Source organism: Vibrio ostreae (assembly GCF_019226825.1).
GTDB lineage: Bacteria > Pseudomonadota > Gammaproteobacteria > Enterobacterales > Vibrionaceae > Vibrio > Vibrio ostreae.
The window spans coordinates 3,068,884-3,084,522 of record NZ_CP076643.1 but is presented as its reverse complement, the minus strand read 5'-3'; the positions used below and the strand labels follow the sequence as shown (position 1 = coordinate 3,084,522).

The 15,639-nt window shown below is 51.0% G+C and carries 20 protein-coding genes; 1 reads left to right on the top strand and 19 read right to left on the bottom strand.

All coding sequences use genetic code 11. From position 1 onward, the window contains the following. Positions 1 to 6 precede the first annotated feature (6 nt). From rplN to rnr, 14 genes are all read right to left on the bottom strand, one after another. A complete protein-coding gene (rplN, locus tag KNV97_RS20350) occupies positions 7 to 378 on the bottom strand; it encodes a 50S ribosomal protein L14 (protein ID WP_136485192.1) in 372 nt (123 codons plus the stop codon). Between the two features lie 159 nt (positions 379 to 537). Further along, the gene (gene rpsQ / locus KNV97_RS20345; protein WP_136485194.1) at positions 538 to 792 is read right to left on the bottom strand and encodes a 30S ribosomal protein S17; all 255 of its coding nucleotides are present in this window, start codon (positions 790 to 792) and stop codon (positions 538 to 540) included. Further along, a complete protein-coding gene (rpmC, locus tag KNV97_RS20340; protein WP_136485196.1) occupies positions 792 to 983 on the bottom strand; it encodes a 50S ribosomal protein L29 in 192 nt (63 codons plus the stop codon). Before rpmC ends, rpsQ begins: the two co-directional genes overlap by 1 nt. Continuing rightward, on the bottom strand, positions 983 to 1,393 hold the full coding sequence (rplP, locus tag KNV97_RS20335; protein ID WP_004728605.1) for a 50S ribosomal protein L16: 411 nt from the start codon (positions 1,391 to 1,393) through the stop codon (positions 983 to 985). Before rplP ends, rpmC begins: the two co-directional genes overlap by 1 nt. An 11-nt stretch (positions 1,394 to 1,404) precedes the next feature. Beyond that, positions 1,405 to 2,106, bottom strand: a complete 702-nt coding sequence (gene rpsC / locus KNV97_RS20330; RefSeq protein WP_020329479.1) for a 30S ribosomal protein S3 — start codon at positions 2,104 to 2,106, stop codon at positions 1,405 to 1,407. Positions 2,107 to 2,125: 19 nt separating this feature from the next. Then, positions 2,126 to 2,458: a 50S ribosomal protein L22 gene (gene rplV / locus KNV97_RS20325; protein ID WP_136485198.1), complete on the bottom strand. Its 333-nt coding sequence runs from the start codon at positions 2,456 to 2,458 to the stop codon at positions 2,126 to 2,128. Between the two features lie 10 nt (positions 2,459 to 2,468). Beyond that, entirely contained in the window at positions 2,469 to 2,747 is a 279-nt protein-coding gene (gene rpsS / locus KNV97_RS20320) for a 30S ribosomal protein S19 (protein WP_004394525.1), read from the bottom strand. 20 nt (positions 2,748 to 2,767) lie between these two features. Next, positions 2,768 to 3,592: a 50S ribosomal protein L2 gene (rplB, locus tag KNV97_RS20315; RefSeq protein WP_136485201.1), complete on the bottom strand. Its 825-nt coding sequence runs from the start codon at positions 3,590 to 3,592 to the stop codon at positions 2,768 to 2,770. 16 nt (positions 3,593 to 3,608) lie between these two features. Further along, a complete protein-coding gene (rplW, locus tag KNV97_RS20310; protein ID WP_004394523.1) occupies positions 3,609 to 3,911 on the bottom strand; it encodes a 50S ribosomal protein L23 in 303 nt (100 codons plus the stop codon). Beyond that, entirely contained in the window at positions 3,908 to 4,510 is a 603-nt protein-coding gene (rplD, locus tag KNV97_RS20305; protein ID WP_136485203.1) for a 50S ribosomal protein L4, read from the bottom strand. The genes rplW and rplD overlap by 4 nt, the downstream gene beginning before the upstream one ends. Before the next feature lie 16 nt (positions 4,511 to 4,526). Continuing rightward, complete coding sequence (rplC, locus tag KNV97_RS20300) at positions 4,527 to 5,156, bottom strand: 50S ribosomal protein L3 (RefSeq protein WP_136485206.1); 630 nt, start codon at positions 5,154 to 5,156, stop codon at positions 4,527 to 4,529. Between the two features lie 14 nt (positions 5,157 to 5,170). Further along, positions 5,171 to 5,482 (bottom strand): 30S ribosomal protein S10, encoded by a 312-nt coding sequence (gene rpsJ, locus KNV97_RS20295; protein WP_001181007.1) that lies wholly within the window; start codon positions 5,480 to 5,482, stop codon positions 5,171 to 5,173. A gap of 429 nt (positions 5,483 to 5,911) precedes the next feature. Continuing rightward, a complete protein-coding gene (gene rlmB / locus KNV97_RS20290; RefSeq protein WP_218562664.1) occupies positions 5,912 to 6,652 on the bottom strand; it encodes a 23S rRNA (guanosine(2251)-2'-O)-methyltransferase RlmB in 741 nt (246 codons plus the stop codon). 28 nt (positions 6,653 to 6,680) lie between these two features. After that, on the bottom strand, positions 6,681 to 9,128 hold the full coding sequence (gene rnr, locus KNV97_RS20285; RefSeq protein ID WP_218562663.1) for a ribonuclease R: 2,448 nt from the start codon (positions 9,126 to 9,128) through the stop codon (positions 6,681 to 6,683). Positions 9,129 to 9,313: 185 nt separating this feature from the next. Here rnr and KNV97_RS20280 point away from each other — a divergent pair, with 185 nt between their 5' ends. Next, complete coding sequence (locus KNV97_RS20280) at positions 9,314 to 11,161, top strand: DUF3413 domain-containing protein (protein ID WP_218562662.1); 1,848 nt, start codon at positions 9,314 to 9,316, stop codon at positions 11,159 to 11,161. A 125-nt stretch (positions 11,162 to 11,286) separates the two neighbouring features. Here the strand turns inward: KNV97_RS20280 and motX are convergent, their stop codons facing one another. The 5 genes from motX to KNV97_RS20255 form a co-directional block, all read right to left on the bottom strand. Next, entirely contained in the window at positions 11,287 to 11,922 is a 636-nt protein-coding gene (motX, locus tag KNV97_RS20275; protein ID WP_136485214.1) for a flagellar protein MotX, read from the bottom strand. Positions 11,923 to 12,137: 215 nt separating this feature from the next. After that, the gene (locus tag KNV97_RS20270; RefSeq protein WP_218562661.1) at positions 12,138 to 13,454 is read right to left on the bottom strand and encodes an adenylosuccinate synthase; all 1,317 of its coding nucleotides are present in this window, start codon (positions 13,452 to 13,454) and stop codon (positions 12,138 to 12,140) included. A gap of 129 nt (positions 13,455 to 13,583) precedes the next feature. Further along, complete coding sequence (locus tag KNV97_RS20265; RefSeq protein WP_218562660.1) at positions 13,584 to 14,525, bottom strand: isoaspartyl peptidase/L-asparaginase family protein; 942 nt, start codon at positions 14,523 to 14,525, stop codon at positions 13,584 to 13,586. A gap of 187 nt (positions 14,526 to 14,712) precedes the next feature. Beyond that, complete coding sequence (gene slyD / locus KNV97_RS20260) at positions 14,713 to 15,243, bottom strand: peptidylprolyl isomerase (protein WP_136485220.1); 531 nt, start codon at positions 15,241 to 15,243, stop codon at positions 14,713 to 14,715. Positions 15,244 to 15,435: 192 nt separating this feature from the next. Next, the gene (locus tag KNV97_RS20255) at positions 15,436 to 15,636 is read right to left on the bottom strand and encodes a YheV family putative zinc ribbon protein (RefSeq protein WP_136485222.1); all 201 of its coding nucleotides are present in this window, start codon (positions 15,634 to 15,636) and stop codon (positions 15,436 to 15,438) included. Positions 15,637 to 15,639 lie beyond the last annotated feature (3 nt).

Below are 15,639 nucleotides of genomic sequence, written 5' to 3'. Positions count from 1 at the left end.
CGCTCCTTACAGAACTTCTGGAGCCAGTGAAACAATCTTCATGAATTTCGCAGTACGAAGTTCACGAGTCACTGGACCAAAGATACGTGTACCGATTGGTGCCTCGGTGTTGTTGTTCAACAGCACACAAGCATTACGGTCGAAGCGAATGACAGAACCGTCTGGTCGACGTACGCCTTTACGGGTGCGAACTACCACCGCCTTCAGTACATCACCTTTCTTCACTTTACCGCGTGGAATTGCTTCTTTCACGGTAACTTTGATGATGTCGCCCACATGAGCGTAACGACGGTGAGAGCCACCCAGAACCTTAATACACATTACGCTGCGAGCGCCTGAGTTATCAGCTGCGTCCAGCATACTTTGCATTTGGATCATGTTAGTGCTCCGCTAAATATTAAATAAACTAGACCCGTCTCGGGTCGGGCTGCCTCTTTAAAGGGACGCGAATTGTACCACCCTTTTTCGAGATTGGGTAGTCAAAAAACAAGCGGCCCCAAAAATAATTGGGGCCGCTTTATTCGTAGTCAAGCTAAATTAGATTTTCGCTTTTTCTACTACTTTTACCAAAGTCCAAGACTTAGTCTTAGACAGTGGACGACATTCTGAAATCTCAACTGTGTCGCCGATGCCACACTCGTTGTTTTCATCATGTGCGTGTACTTTAGTCGTACGCTTAACGAATTTACCGTAGATTGGGTGCTTCACAAAACGTTCGATAGCAACAGTGATAGACTTGTCCATCTTGTCGCTAACTACACGACCTTGCTGGGTACGAATATTGTCGCTCATTATGCGCCCGCCTTCTCAGTCAAAACAGTTTTAACACGTGCGATATCACGGCGTACAGCTTTCAGAGTATGAGTTTGCTGTAGTTGACCAGTTGCAGCTTGCATGCGCAAGTTGAACTGCTCTTTAAGCAGATTCATCAGCTCTGCATTCAGCTCTTCAACGCTTTTTTCGCGTAGATCTTGTGCTTTCATCACATCACCTGTTTAGTTACAAATGTAGTCTTGAATGGCAGTTTACGCGCCGCAAGACGGAACGCTTCACGAGCCAGTTCTTCAGGTACACCATCAACTTCGTACATAACCTTACCAGGTTGGATTTGGGCTACCCAGTACTCAACGTTACCTTTACCCTTACCTTGACGAACTTCTAGTGGTTTTTCTGTGATTGGTTTGTCTGGGAACACACGGATCCAGATTTTACCTTGACGCTTAATGTGACGCGTCATAGCACGACGTGCCGCTTCGATTTGACGAGCAGTTAGACGACCACGGCCTACAGCTTTCAAACCAAAAGAACCGAAGCTTACTTCAGTACCTTTAGCCAGACCACGGTTACGACCTGTATGAACCTTACGGAACTTAGTACGTTTAGGTTGTAGCATCTGTCGACTCCTTACTTACGGCCTTTACGCGGCTTCTTGTTAGGCTTGTCAGCCTTAGGCTCTACTGCGTTAGCAGCTGGCATTCCGCCTAGAATCTCACCTTTGAAGATCCAAACTTTAACGCCGATTACACCGTAAGTGGTGTGAGCCGAAGAAGTTGCGTAATCAATGTCAGCACGTAGAGTGTGTAGAGGCACACGGCCTTCACGGTACCACTCTGAACGTGCGATTTCAGCGCCGCCTAGACGACCGCTTACTTCCACTTTGATACCTTTAGCGCCTAGACGCATAGCATTCTGTACCGCGCGCTTCATAGCACGACGGAACATAACACGACGCTCTAGTTGAGACGCGATGCTATCAGCCACTAGTTGGCCGTCTAGCTCAGGCTTACGTACTTCAGCGATGTTGATTTGCGCTGGTACACCTGCGATTTTCGCTACTGCTGCGCGTAGCTTCTCAACGTCTTCACCTTTCTTACCGATAACAACACCTGGACGAGCAGTGTGAATAGTCACACGGATGCTCTTCGCAGGACGCTCGATAACGATGCGTGATAGAGACGCTTTTGACAGTTCTTTAGTCAGGAACTGACGTACCTTGAAGTCGCCGTCTAGGTTGTCAGCGAAATCTTTGGTGTTAGCAAACCATGTAGCATTCCAAGGCTTAACGATGCCTAGACGAATACCATTTGGATGTACTTTTTGACCCATTGCTTACTCTCCTAGTCTCTTAGCGATCTGCGACAACCACAGTGATGTGGCTTGAACGCTTCAAGATACGATCCGCACGGCCTTTAGCACGAGGCATAATACGCTTCATGACTGGGCCCTCATCTACGAAGATTTTAGCGACACGTAGGTCGTCAATATCTGCACCTTCGTTGTGCTCCGCGTTCGCGATAGCTGACTCTAGAACTTTCTTAACTAGTACAGCAGCTTTTTTGTTGCTGAAAGTCAGAACTTCTAGTGCTTGGTCAACTTTCTTACCACGAATTTGATCTGCAACTAAGCGAGCTTTCTGAGGAGAAATGCGAGCAAAGTTATGTTTAGCTAATGCTTCCATTATTTACTCCTTAGCGCTTCTTAGCTTTCTTATCCGCAGCGTGGCCGCGGTAAGTGCGAGTTGGTGCAAATTCACCCAGCTTGTGACCGATCATCTCGTCAGTTACGAAAACTGGAACGTGTTGACGACCATTATGGACAGCGATGGTCAAACCGATCATTGTAGGAATGATCATTGAACGACGGGACCAAGTCTTAATAGGCTTTTTGTCTCCGCTTTCCACCGCTTTCTCTACCTTCTTCAGCAAGTGTAGGTCAATAAATGGACCCTTCTTGAGAGAACGTGGCATGGCTTATCCTCTTTAATAGATTACTTATTGCGACGACGTACGATGTACTTGTCAGTGCGTTTGTTCTTACGGGTCTTAAAGCCTTTAGTAGGCATACCCCAAGGAGATACTGGGTGACGACCACCAGAAGTACGGCCTTCACCACCACCGTGTGGGTGGTCAACCGGGTTCATTACCACACCGCGAACGGTTGGACGAACACCGCGCCAGCGGCTAGCACCAGCTTTACCCAGTTCACGTAGCATGTGCTCAGAGTTGCCTACTTCACCGATTGTTGCACGGCCTTCAGACAATACTTTACGCATTTCGCCAGAACGTAGACGGATAGTTACATATGAACCGTCGCGAGCAACGATTTGTGCATATGCACCCGCAGAACGAGCTAGCTGTGCACCTTTACCAGGAGTCAGCTCTACGTTGTGAACGGTTGAACCTACAGGGATGTTGCGCATTGGCAGAGTGTTACCCGCTTTAATCGGTGCATCAACACCAGATTGGATAACATCACCAGCTTGCAGACCTTTAGGTGCAATGATGTAACGACGCTCACCGTCTTTGTACAGAACCAGAGCGATATTCGCGCTACGGTTTGGATCGTATTCTAGGCGCTCAACTTTCGCTGGGATGCCATCTTTAGTACGTTTAAAGTCGATTACACGGTAGTGTTGTTTGTGACCACCACCGATGTGACGTACAGTGATACGACCGTTGTTGTTACGACCGCCATTTTTAGAGTTTTTCTCTAAAAGTGGTGCGTAAGGCTTACCCTTGTGCAGGTCAGTGTTAACAACTTTAACTACGTGACGACGACCAGCCGAAGTCGGCTTACATTTAACAATAGCCATTTTTCAACTACTCCTGTTATTCCGCGCCGCCAACAAAGTCAAGATCTTGACCTTCTTTCAAAGTTACGTACGCTTTCTTCACGTCTGAACGACGGCCTTGGCGTAGACCTTGACGCTTGGTCTTACCCTTAAGAATAAGGGTATTTACAGACTTAACTTCAACTTCAAATAGCTTTTCTACAGCTGCTTTGATCTCTTTCTTAGTTGCATCTTTTGCTACTTTGAAAACGATAGTGTTCGCTTTCTCTGCAGCCATAGTTGCTTTTTCAGAGATGTGTGGAGCACGTAGAACTTTTAGTAGACGCTCTTCACGAATCATGCCAGCATCTCCTCTACTTGCTTAACTGCAGTAGCAGTCATAAGAACCTTGTCAAATGCGATCAGGCTTACTGGGTCGATACCAGAAGCGTCGCGCACGTCAACTTTGTACAGGTTACGAGCAGCTAAGAACAGATTCTCGTCTACTTCGCCAGTAACGATAAGTACATCGTTAAGCTCAAGTTCGTTAAGCTTAGCTACTAGCTCTTTAGTTTTTGGTGCTTCTACTGAGAAGTTATCAACAACGATTAGACGCTCTTGACGAACTAGCTCAGAAAGAATTGCTTTCATAGCACCGCGGTACATTTTCTTGTTTACTTTTTGGCTGTGATCTTGTGGTTTCGCAGCAAAAGTAACACCACCTGTACGCCAGATTGGGCTACGAATTGTACCAGCACGCGCACGGCCAGTACCTTTTTGACGCCATGGCTTAGCGCCACCGCCAGAAACTTCTGAACGTGTCTTTTGAGCACGAGTACCTTGACGAGCACCTGCTGCGTATGCAACAACTACTTGGTGTACAAGAGCTTCGTTGAACTCACGTCCGAAAGTAGTTTCGGAAACAGTTAGTGCGTTAGCACCTTTAACCATCAATTCCATTACTTACTCCTAGACGTTATGCTTTAACAGCTGGTTTTACGATCACGTTGCCGCCAGTTGCGCCTGGGACTGCACCTTTAATAAGAAGCAGATTGCGCTCAGCGTCAACTCGTACGATCTCTAGGTTTTGAGTCGTTACACGCTCAGCACCCATGTGACCTGCCATTTTCTTGCCTTTAAACACGCGGCCTGGAGTCTGACATTGACCGATAGAGCCAGGTGCGCGGTGAGACAATGAGTTACCGTGAGTCATATCTTGAGTGCGGAAGTTCCAACGCTTAACAGCGCCTTGGAAACCTTTACCCTTAGATGTACCAGTAACGTCTACTTTCTTAGTTTCGTTGAACAGTTCAACAGTCAGTTCAGCACCAACTTCAAACTCTTCACCGTTTTCCAAACGGAATTCCCAAAGACCGCGACCAGCTTCAACGCCAGCTTTAGCAAAGTGACCTGCTTCAGCTTTGTTTACGCGGTTTGCTTTCTTAGCACCAGCAGTTACCTGGATTGCTGCGTAGCCGTCAGACTCAAGAGTTTTAACTTGAGAAATACGGTTAGCTTCAACCTCAACAACTGTTACTGGGATAGAAACGCCTTCTTCAGTAAATACGCGGGTCATGCCCACTTTACGACCGATTAGACCAATCATTCTTCTAATCTCCCTTAACCTAGGCTAATTTGTACGTCAACGCCCGCAGCAAGGTCTAGACGCATCAGAGCATCAACAGTTTTGTCTGTTGGCTCAACGATGTCGATCAGACGTTTGTGAGTACGAATTTCGTACTGATCACGAGCATCTTTGTTAACGTGTGGAGAGATAAGAACTGTGAAACGCTCTTTACGAGTTGGCAGTGGGATTGGACCACGAACCTGTGCGCCAGTGCGCTTAGCTGTTTCAACGATTTCCGCGGTAGAAGCATCGATCAGTTTGTAATCGAAAGCTTTTAGGCGGATACGGATACGTTGGTTCTGCATGAGACAGAGCTCCAAATTTGATAAATTACACAAACAATATCGCCACTCAAACTCGCCAGGGCGAGAGAATGCCGATTGATTTATGTGAAACCGTAGCATCCAAGATTAGGACGCATTGTCAGCTAATAGGTGATTAACCTGGAACTATCATAACGACAGTTAAAAGCTAAATTTTTATTAACTGCGAACATAAGCTGAGTTTACATTACCTGAAAAATCCGAAGATTTAACAGCTCCTCGCTGCTCATTGGTTCACAACTGGCTTAACCAGTGGGGCTGCATTATACAGATCGGCGGGGGGCATGCAAGCAGTGTTTGAAAAATAAACGCTATTAATTCTAAACCACTGATTCGGGGTTAAGCTGTAACCAGCATTACCAATAAAAAAACGCAGGCCTGGGCCTGCGTTTTGCTGTGTTAGCGGGTCAGTTAGCTCAGCGAACGCTGACGCACTGCCTCAAACAGGCAGATACCGGTTGCCACAGACACGTTAAGGCTGGAAACTGTGCCGGCCATCGGGATCTTGATCAGGTCATCACAAGTTTCTCGGGTCAGTCGACGCATACCATCCCCTTCCGCACCCATCACGATAGCCAGCGGCCCGGTCAGTTTGCTGTGGTAGATATCGTGGGTCGCTTCGCCAGCCGTACCGACAAACCAAACGCCCTGCTCCTGCAGTGCACGCATGGTACGCGCCAGGTTGGTTACCCGCACCAGAGGCACGGTTTCCGCCGCACCGCACGCCACTTTGCTGACCGTTGCTGTCATCGGTGCTGATTTATCTTTCGGCACAATCACCGCTGCCACACCTGCGGCATCGGCATTACGCAGACACGCCCCCAGGTTGTGCGGATCGGTGACGCCATCCAGTACCAGCAGCAATGGCTGCTCATGTTGAGCCAGGATCGCGTCCAGGTCATTTTCATTCAGCGGCTTGCTCGGTTTGACTTTGGCAATCACGCCCTGGTGATTGGCTCCGTTCGCTTTGTCATCCAGAACTTTGCGGTTCATTTCCTGAATCGATACACCGATACGAGCCAGCTCGTTCAGTACCGGCAGCAGGCGATCATCCTGACGACCTTTCAGGACGTACGCTTCAACAAAACGTGCCGGGTCGCGTTCCAGGACGGCACGCACTGCGTGAATGCCGTAGATCAGTTCGTTACTCATTAGTTACCTATTACTTTTTCGCACGGGCTTACTTTTTCGCACGGGCTTTGTCGGCTTTACCGCGCGACTGATGCTTACGTGCTTTTTCCGCTTTGCTTTTTTTACGCTTCGGTTGCTCGGCGGCATCCCTGTCCTCAGGGCGTTTGGTCGGTTCAATTTGCGGAACCGCTTTCGCGCCACGAGTGGCGGCCTGTTTTTTGCCTTTCGCCTTGGCTTTGGCGTCCGCCGCGCGTTTCTTAGCCGTTTTACCTTCGCCGCGTAGCTTACGACTTGTTTCCACTAATTCAAAGTCTATTTGACGATCATCGAGGTTAACTGCCAGCACTTTGACTTTGACCGCATCGCCGAGGCGGTAAATGGCACCAAACGATTCCCCCACCAGACGCTGGCCAATCGGATCAAACTGATAGTAGTCGTTTGCCAGGTTGGAAATATGCACCAGACCATCGATGTGCAGATCCGTCAGGCGTACGAAGAAGCCAAACCCGGTCACGTTGGCAATCACGCCTTCCAGCTCTTCACCCACGTGATCCTGCATGTATTCACATTTCAGCCAGTCAGAGACTTCGCGCGTTGCATCATCCGCACGGCGCTCGGTCATCGAACACTGCTCACCATAGAAATCCATATCATCAAAGGAATAATGATAACCGCCGGTCGGTGTCCAGCGATCTTTATTGGTCCCTTCCTGCTTGGCGATCAGATACTTGATCGCGCGGTGCAGCAGCAGATCCGGATAACGGCGGATCGGCGAAGTAAAGTGAGCATAACGTTGCAGCGCCAAACCAAAGTGGCCGGCATTGTCTGCGTTGTATACCGCCTGCTTCATCGAACGCAGCAGCATGGTCTGTATTAGTTCTTTATCCGGACGTTCGCCAATCTGGCTCATCAGGTGAGCGTAATCGGTCGGCGACGGCTCCAGGCCACCGCCTAAATCGAGTCCGAGCTCGGACAGGAAGTCACGGAAGCCCATCAGACGCTCTTCACCCGGCGACTCGTGGATGCGGTACAACGATGGCTCTTTGGCTTTTTCCACCAGCGAGGCCGAGGCGATGTTGGCCAGGATCATGCACTCTTCAATCAGCTTGTGGGCATCGTTACGCACCAGCGGCTCGATACTTTCAATCTTGCGCTGGGCGTTAAAAATAAACTTGGTTTCGACAGTTTCAAATTCGATCGCGCCGCGCTGTTCTCGTGAGCCTTTCAGCACTTTATACATGCGGTGCAGTTCTTCCAGATGCGGCACCAGAGCATGATAACGCGCACGCAGTTCTTCATCCCCTTCCAGAATGTCGTGCACCTTGGTGTAAGTCAGACGGGCATGGGAATTCATTACCGCTTCATAATGTTTGTAACCAGACAGCTTACCGCTTTCCGAAATGGTCATCTCACACACCATACACAGGCGATCGACCTGCGGGTTGAGAGAACACAGACCATTCGACAGCACTTCCGGCAACATAGGAACCACTTGGGACGGGAAGTAGACTGAGTTACCACGCTGAATCGCTTCTTTATCCAGCGCAGAATCCGGACGGACGTAATAGCTCACATCGGCAATCGCGACCCACAAACGCCAGCCGCCGCCTTTCTTGGCTTCACAGTAGACCGCATCATCGAAGTCCCGCGCATCTTCGCCATCGATGGTCACCAGTGGCAGTTGACGCAGATCGACCCGGCCCTGTTTGGCTTCTTCCGGCACTTCTTCACCCAGACCGGCAATCTGTTTTTCCACTTCTTGCGGCCACACATGCGGGATCTGGTGCGTGCGGATAGCAATTTGCGTCTCCATGCCCGGCGCCATGTTCTCGCCCAGCACTTCAACCACCTGGCCCATCATGCCGCGATTGCGGGTGCCACGGTCGGTAATTTCAATCACCACCACGTTGCCCATCCGCGCGCTGCCGCGCAGCTCGTTCGGGATCAGGATATCCTGATGAATCCGCGAGTCATCCGGCACCACATAGGAGTAGCCGTATTCAAAGAAAAAGCGACCCACAATCTGAGTTTGACGCTCTTCCAGCACGCGGACTAATCGCCCCTCTTTTCGGCCGCGCTTGTCAGTACCGGTTGGTTGTACCAATACCAGATCACCATGGATGATGTGTTTCATCTGGTGATGAGGAAGAAGAATGTCATTGTCTTTATTGGCACTGCCTTCCGGACGTACCCAGCCGTGACCGTCTTTATGACCGATCACATAGCCTTTGACGATTTCCAGTTTTTCCGGCAGGGCGTAACACTGACGTCGGGTAAACACCAGCTGACCGTCTCGTTCCATGGCACGCAGACGACGACGCAAGCCTTCGTACTGGTCCTCACCAGACAACTGCAGCGCCTCGAACAGATCATTGCGGTTCATCGGCACATTGGCCTGAGTCAGATATTCGATAATGAATTCACGACTTGGTATTGGATTTTCGTAGTTATCAGCTTCACGATCCGCGAAAGGATCAACGTGCGGGGTGTCAGACATAGCCAGACCTGCTTAATTATGAAGGGAACACCAGTATAACCTACTGAGAATCTGAGCATAAGAACTAAAACAAATATCCTGAACAAGATCACCAAAGGCAAATATGTGACATGAATCAAACTTTACGCTACATTGACCGGCTTTCTACCTCTTGTTTCACCCCTCTCGCGGAGACGGATAATCTTATGCTGTTAAATGTACGCCACAAGGTGCGCTGGTTACTGAGCCAGTTTGTTTTGAACGTTGTTTTATTATCAGTACTAGGCCTGCCTTATCTGACTTGGATGATCACCCCGCAACACGACTGGCTGGCCAAACTGTACTTGCTGACCACCCAGATAGGCTGGTTTGGTCTGTTTGCCCTGGCCATCAGTTTAGCCATGCTGGCGCTGAGCTGGCTGCCGGGACGCTGGCTGAAATGTATAGCGACCCTGATCACCTGGCTGGCTTCGGTGCTGCTGATCGTCGATGTGCAGGTTTACCAGCAGTACCGCTTCCATCTCAGTGGTTTCGTCTGGGAGTTGCTGATCGAAGGCGGTGATGAGGTCATCAGCCTGTCCTGGTACACCCTGCTGATGGCGGGCATGATTGTGCTGGGACTTGGACTGGCCAGCCTGGTGGTGAGCGTATTGAGCAGTAAACTGGCTCGCACTCAACTGCGCTGGACCAGATACGCCTGCGCGATTTGGTTTGCTTGCCTGCTGACCAGCCAGAGCATTCACATGTGGCGCGATGCCAATTACGACAGCGTCGTACCAAGCTACAGCTATCACTGGCCACTGTACTACCCTCTGACTGCCAAACGTTTTTTCCATAAGATGGGCTGGATTGATATCCAGGCGGCACGCGAAGAGAACCTGACTCTGGCCCAGCCACAGAGTTCGAACCTCAATTACCCTTTGCATCCGCTCAGCTATGAGAAGTCCACGCAGCAACCCAAGCAGCAACCGAATATTCTGTTCATCGCCATCGATACCTGGCGCTACGATGATGCCAACCCACAAGTGACGCCGCATATCAGCCAGTTTGCCCAGCGCAGTTTGCGTTTCCAGCAGCATGTCAGTGGCGGCAATTCAACCCAGGCCGGTATTTTCAGCCTGTTCTACGGTCTGCCGGCGACCTACTGGAACGCTTTCCTGTCCGCGCAGCAACGTCCGGCGCTGATGGATGCCCTGCAGGCACAAGATTATCAGTTTGCAATTTATGCCGCGGCGCCGCTGAACAGCCCGCCGTTTGATCGCACGGTATTTAACGGGGTGGAAAATCTGCGTATTGATACACCGGCAGATACCTCGCCACAACGTGACGCGCGCATTACCGATGACTTCATCGACTTTCTGCACACACGTGACAGCAGCAAACCTTATTTTGGTTTCCTGTTCTATGACTCCGCCCATGCCACCGATTTTCCGGCTGACATGCCGCTACACTTTTCGCCTTCCTGGGAGCGGGTGGATCACATCAAACTCAACAACGATTTCGATCCTGAGCCGTACCGCAACCGCTACCGCAATGCGCTGTACTACATCGACACTCAGGTCGAACGGGTCCTGAAATCGCTGCAGGCACGCGGCGAACTGGACCACACCATTGTCGTCATTACGTCCGATCACGGTCAGGAGTTTAACGATAACCATCAGAACTACTGGGGGCACGGCAGCAACTACAGCATGGCGCAGATTCATGTCCCGCTCTATATCTATGTGCCGGGCCGGGAGAGTAAAGACATTCGCTGGAAGACCACCCATCAGGATATCGCACCGACTTTTATGCAGCGCACACTCGGGGTCTCTAACCCGGTCAGCGACTATTCGGTGGGTTATGATCTGTTTGATACTCAGCGTGACCGGGACTGGTTACTGATCGGCAGTTATTTCAACTACGCCATGGTGGCGGATGATGAGATTATGGTGACCTACCCGAGCGGCAGCGTTCAGACCATGACACCGCAGTTAGAGCCGAAAGCACAGCACTCATTTACCAGCAGCGATCTGATGCAGGCGCTGACCCAGATGAATCGCTTTTTGAAATAAGCACTGTCTCTGCCGTTGGCGACGTATCGCCAACGGCAGAGACAAGTGCAACGACAGAGACAAGTGCGGCCACGTGCAGGTATGACAACGTGGCCGCAATAGTACAGAAAGGGAGTCTGGTGAGGCTACCAGAAGGTGGTACGCCGCTTGGCGCGGGCAATAATATTCTGCGGCATACGCTGCTCCAGCCCCTGGCGCAGAATCGCAATCCGGTTGTGAGTCCGTTGGTCTGCCGTTACTGAGCTGTACAGCCAGCGGTAGGCATCTTCATAATCCAGCGGACTGCCGTAATCACGCAGCAGAAGCTCGGCAAGATGAATACGCGCGTTAAGATTGCCCATCGACGCGGCTTCACGCAGATAAGGAATCGCGCGCTCTTTATCCTGCTGCACTAAGGTGCCGCGCGAATAATAGCGCCCCAGTTGTTCCAGCGCAGCTGGCAATCCCTGGTGAGCGGCATTTTCCATGTAGTACAGGCCAAGCTCCACGTCCTGCTCCACACACACGCCCCATGCCAGCATGTCACCATACAGAAACTCGTAAGCCGGCAAATTAATGCGTGTGGCGCGGGCAACGATGTCCTCGACCAACTGGCAATTATCCGCTTTAACGCGTTCCAGATGTTTGTTGTTCTCGATTAGTTTGATCAGCTCAGCTTCTGAATAAATTGGCACTGGCTCACCGACCTCAGCCACATTTGCTTGGCTGAAAGATGCGTGAAAGACTAACACCAGAGAAGCGGCTACCGTTCGTAGCTTCATACCTGCACTCTTAGTTAACTCCGATAGCCATAACAGTATAGCGCGTGATACGCGCAGGCCCGGTCTGATTCTTTTATCGGCCAATGCCCGCCACGCTTTAGGCAAATATTGCCACCGACTGGCAACTTTTTGCCGCAGCAGTTGCCCGCTCTGGAATGAGAAGCATAAAAAAAGCCGGCTGAGACAGCCGGCTTTCAAAAATACTTTCCTATCAATTACACGTTAAACGGGTGTACTTTGATGATGGTCTCGTTACGGTCAGGACCGGTCGAGATGATGTCAACCGGCACACCAGTCAGCTCTTCGATACGCTTGATGTAATCGAGAGCAGTTTGTGGCAGTTGATCAATCGATTTTGCGCCAAAAGTTGTTTCTGACCAGCCTGGCATGGTTTCGTAAATCGGCGTCACGTTGTCGTATGCGTCAGCAGCCATTGGCGATACTTCAGCAATTGAGCCGTCAGCCATCTGATAACCAGTACAGATCTTGATCTCTTTCAGACCATCCAGAACGTCCAGTTTAGTCAGACAGAAACCAGTGATTGAGTTGATCTGGATTGCACGACGCATCGCAACCGCATCGAACCAGCCAGTACGACGCAGACGACCAGTCGTCGCACCAAACTCATGACCTACCGTACCCAGATGTTTACCAACCGGATCTTGCTTGTCCAGACCATCGTACAGTTCAGTCGGGAACGGACCAGAACCTACACGGGTACAGTAAGCTTTCGCAATACCCAGGATGTAGCCCAGGTAGCGAGGACCAAAGCCAGAACCAGCAGCAACGCCACCAGCCGTGGTGTTAGATGAAGTCACGTATGGGTAAGTACCGTGGTCGATGTCCAGCAGTGTGCCTTGCGCGCCTTCGAACATGATTTTGTCGCCGCGTTTACGGGCTGCATCCAGCTCGTCAGTGACGTCGATAACCATAGAAGTGAGCAGATCAGCGTAACCCATCGCCTGTTCCAGCACCTCTTCGTAGCTGACAGGTTCAACTTTGTAGAAGTGTTCCAGCTGGAAGTTGTGCAGTGCCATGACTTCTTTCAGCTTCTCAGCAAAAGCAGCACGGTCAAACAGGTCGCCAACACGCAGACCACGACGAGCAACTTTGTCTTCGTAAGCAGGACCGATACCGCGACCAGTCGTACCAATGGCTTTTTTACCACGTGCAGCTTCACGAGCCTGGTCGAGAGCGATGTGGTAAGGAAGAATCAGGGGACAAGCTTCAGAAATGTAAAGACGTTCACGTACCGGAACACCGCGCTCTTCCAGAGCTGTCATTTCTTTGATTAATGCGTCAGGTGAAAGTACCACACCGTTACCGATGATACATTTCACGTTATCACGAAGGATACCGGAAGGAATCAGGTGCAGGACGGTTTTCTCGCCGTCGATAACCAGTGTGTGACCTGCATTGTGACCGCCCTGGTAGCGAACCACATATTTTGCATCTTCAGTTAAAAGATCAACGATCTTCCCTTTTCCTTCATCACCCCATTGGGTGCCAAGAACGACTACGTTATTTCCCATCTTTCCAAGTCTGATTGCTGATTAAAAATGGATTCTAGCACCGAAAACGATTCGATGCAGTCATTTTTTAAGCATAAAAAATGGATGAAAAATTACCGTTGCAATCCATTAATTTAGTGAATTCAACGCTCATTCATCAGCATAAATCTTGACCAGCAAGTGACCTTGTACATCGATACTGGCGCGGTACATACCGCTGCTGTTCATGGCAAAATGAATCTCGCCCTGTGCGTCAATCGCAATCAGACCGCCTTCACCGCCCATCGCTTTCAGATCGCCCTGAATGACCTGCTCGCAAGCCGTATGCACGTCCTGCTGCAAATAGCGCATCCGCGCCGCCACATCCCCGGCCACCCCTTTACGAATGAAGTACTCGCCCATCCCTGTCGTTGACACCGCCACCGTGCCGTTTTCGGCCAGCGTTCCGGCCCCGATAATCGCCGAATCGCCGATGCGACCATACCGTTTGTTGGTGATGCCACCGGTACTGGTCGCCGCAGCCAGATTACCCTGCTGATCGAGCGCCACCGCACCCACAGTGCCGTGCTTAGTATCGTCCGGATAAGCCGATTCCGACAGGGCAAACAAGCCTTTTTGCTTCATGCTTTGCAACTGGTCATAACGGCGCTCGGTAAAGAAGTAATCCTGTTCGGTATACTCATAGCCAAGGCTGAACGCAAACTCTTCCGCGCCCTCACCGGCCAGCATGACATGCTGGCTGCGCAGCATCACATCCCGAGCCAGTTCAACCGGATTACGGATGTGGCGCACCCCGGCAATCGCACCGGCATTCATCTGCGCGCCATGCATCACCGACGCATCCATTTCCACCATTTCTTTATCCGTCAGTACCGAGCCATGACCGGCATTAAAGTGCGGGCTGTCTTCCAGCACCCTGACTGCCGCCACCACAGCGTCCAGGGCATCGCCACCCCGGGCGAGCAATTGATGACCGGCGCTGACGGCCTGCTGCAGAGCCTGGCGGATCTCGCGGTTAAGCTCAGCGCTCATCTGGGCGCGTAATATGGTACCGGCACCACCATGGATGGCGATGGCAAAAGGTTGGGTCATGCTGTGCTCCTTGTCCGCCGACATCACGCTGGGCGGCACCTCGCTGGGCGGTAGTACTGCGCAGGCGTAACGTCCTCACCGGACACGCAAAAGAAAGTGATCAGATATAAAAAAGCGCCAGCCAGATCACCTGGCTCGCGCTTTGATTCATTTCGGCTTCCGGTGCAGTGACCGGCGCTGAAATCAATTAGTGGTGGTGATGATCACCGCCACAGCAACCACCTTCGTGGTCGTGGTCATGATCGTGACCGCCAGCCTGATGAACGTGACCGTGCGCCAGCTCTTCTTCAGACGCTTCACGCAGTGCAACCACTTCACATTCGAAAGTCAGAGTGTGGCCAGCCAGCATGTGGTTACCATCAACCACTACTTCGTCGCCATCCACTTCGGTGATTTCTACCGGGATTGGACCCTGGTCAGTATCCGCCAGGAAACGCATGCCCACTTCAATTTGGTCTACGCCTTGGAATACGTCAGCTGGTACACGCTGAACCAGTGCATCACTGTGCTCACCGTACGCATCTTCTGGTGCAATCGTTGCGGTGAATTTATCACCGGCAGCTTTGCCTTCCAGTTCGCGCTCAAGACCAATGATCAGGTTGTTGTGACCATGTAAGTAATCCAGTGGTGCTTCCACTGTTGACTGGTCTACCACAATGCCATCTTCCAGTTTTACCTGGTAGGCAAGGCTTACAACCACGTTCTTTTCAATTTTCATAACGGCTCCAAGGAGTTGTGTATTCAGTACTCAAATCAGATCACACAGATTAGCTTGAGATAGGCGACATTATGGATGATTCGCCTTGTCACCTCAAGGCATGCGTGGCAAGCGGGCCCGGTTTAAGTCGGTCACAGGCCGCAAAAGCGCGTTTTATCCCGCTCTCAGCGAGAGGCATACGCGGCGCGACACTTACTCGGGACGGAAGATCCCTATCATCTGCTCACCGGCATGCGAACTCTGCTCGACCGATTTTGGCGCGCGTTGCTCTGTGTAGTCACACTCGACACACTCGACTAATTCGACATTATTGTCGACCCACCAGCGCAGAGTATCCTGCGCCTGACAGTGCGGACAGGCCGCACCGGCAATAAAACGTTTCTTGGCTTTCACGTT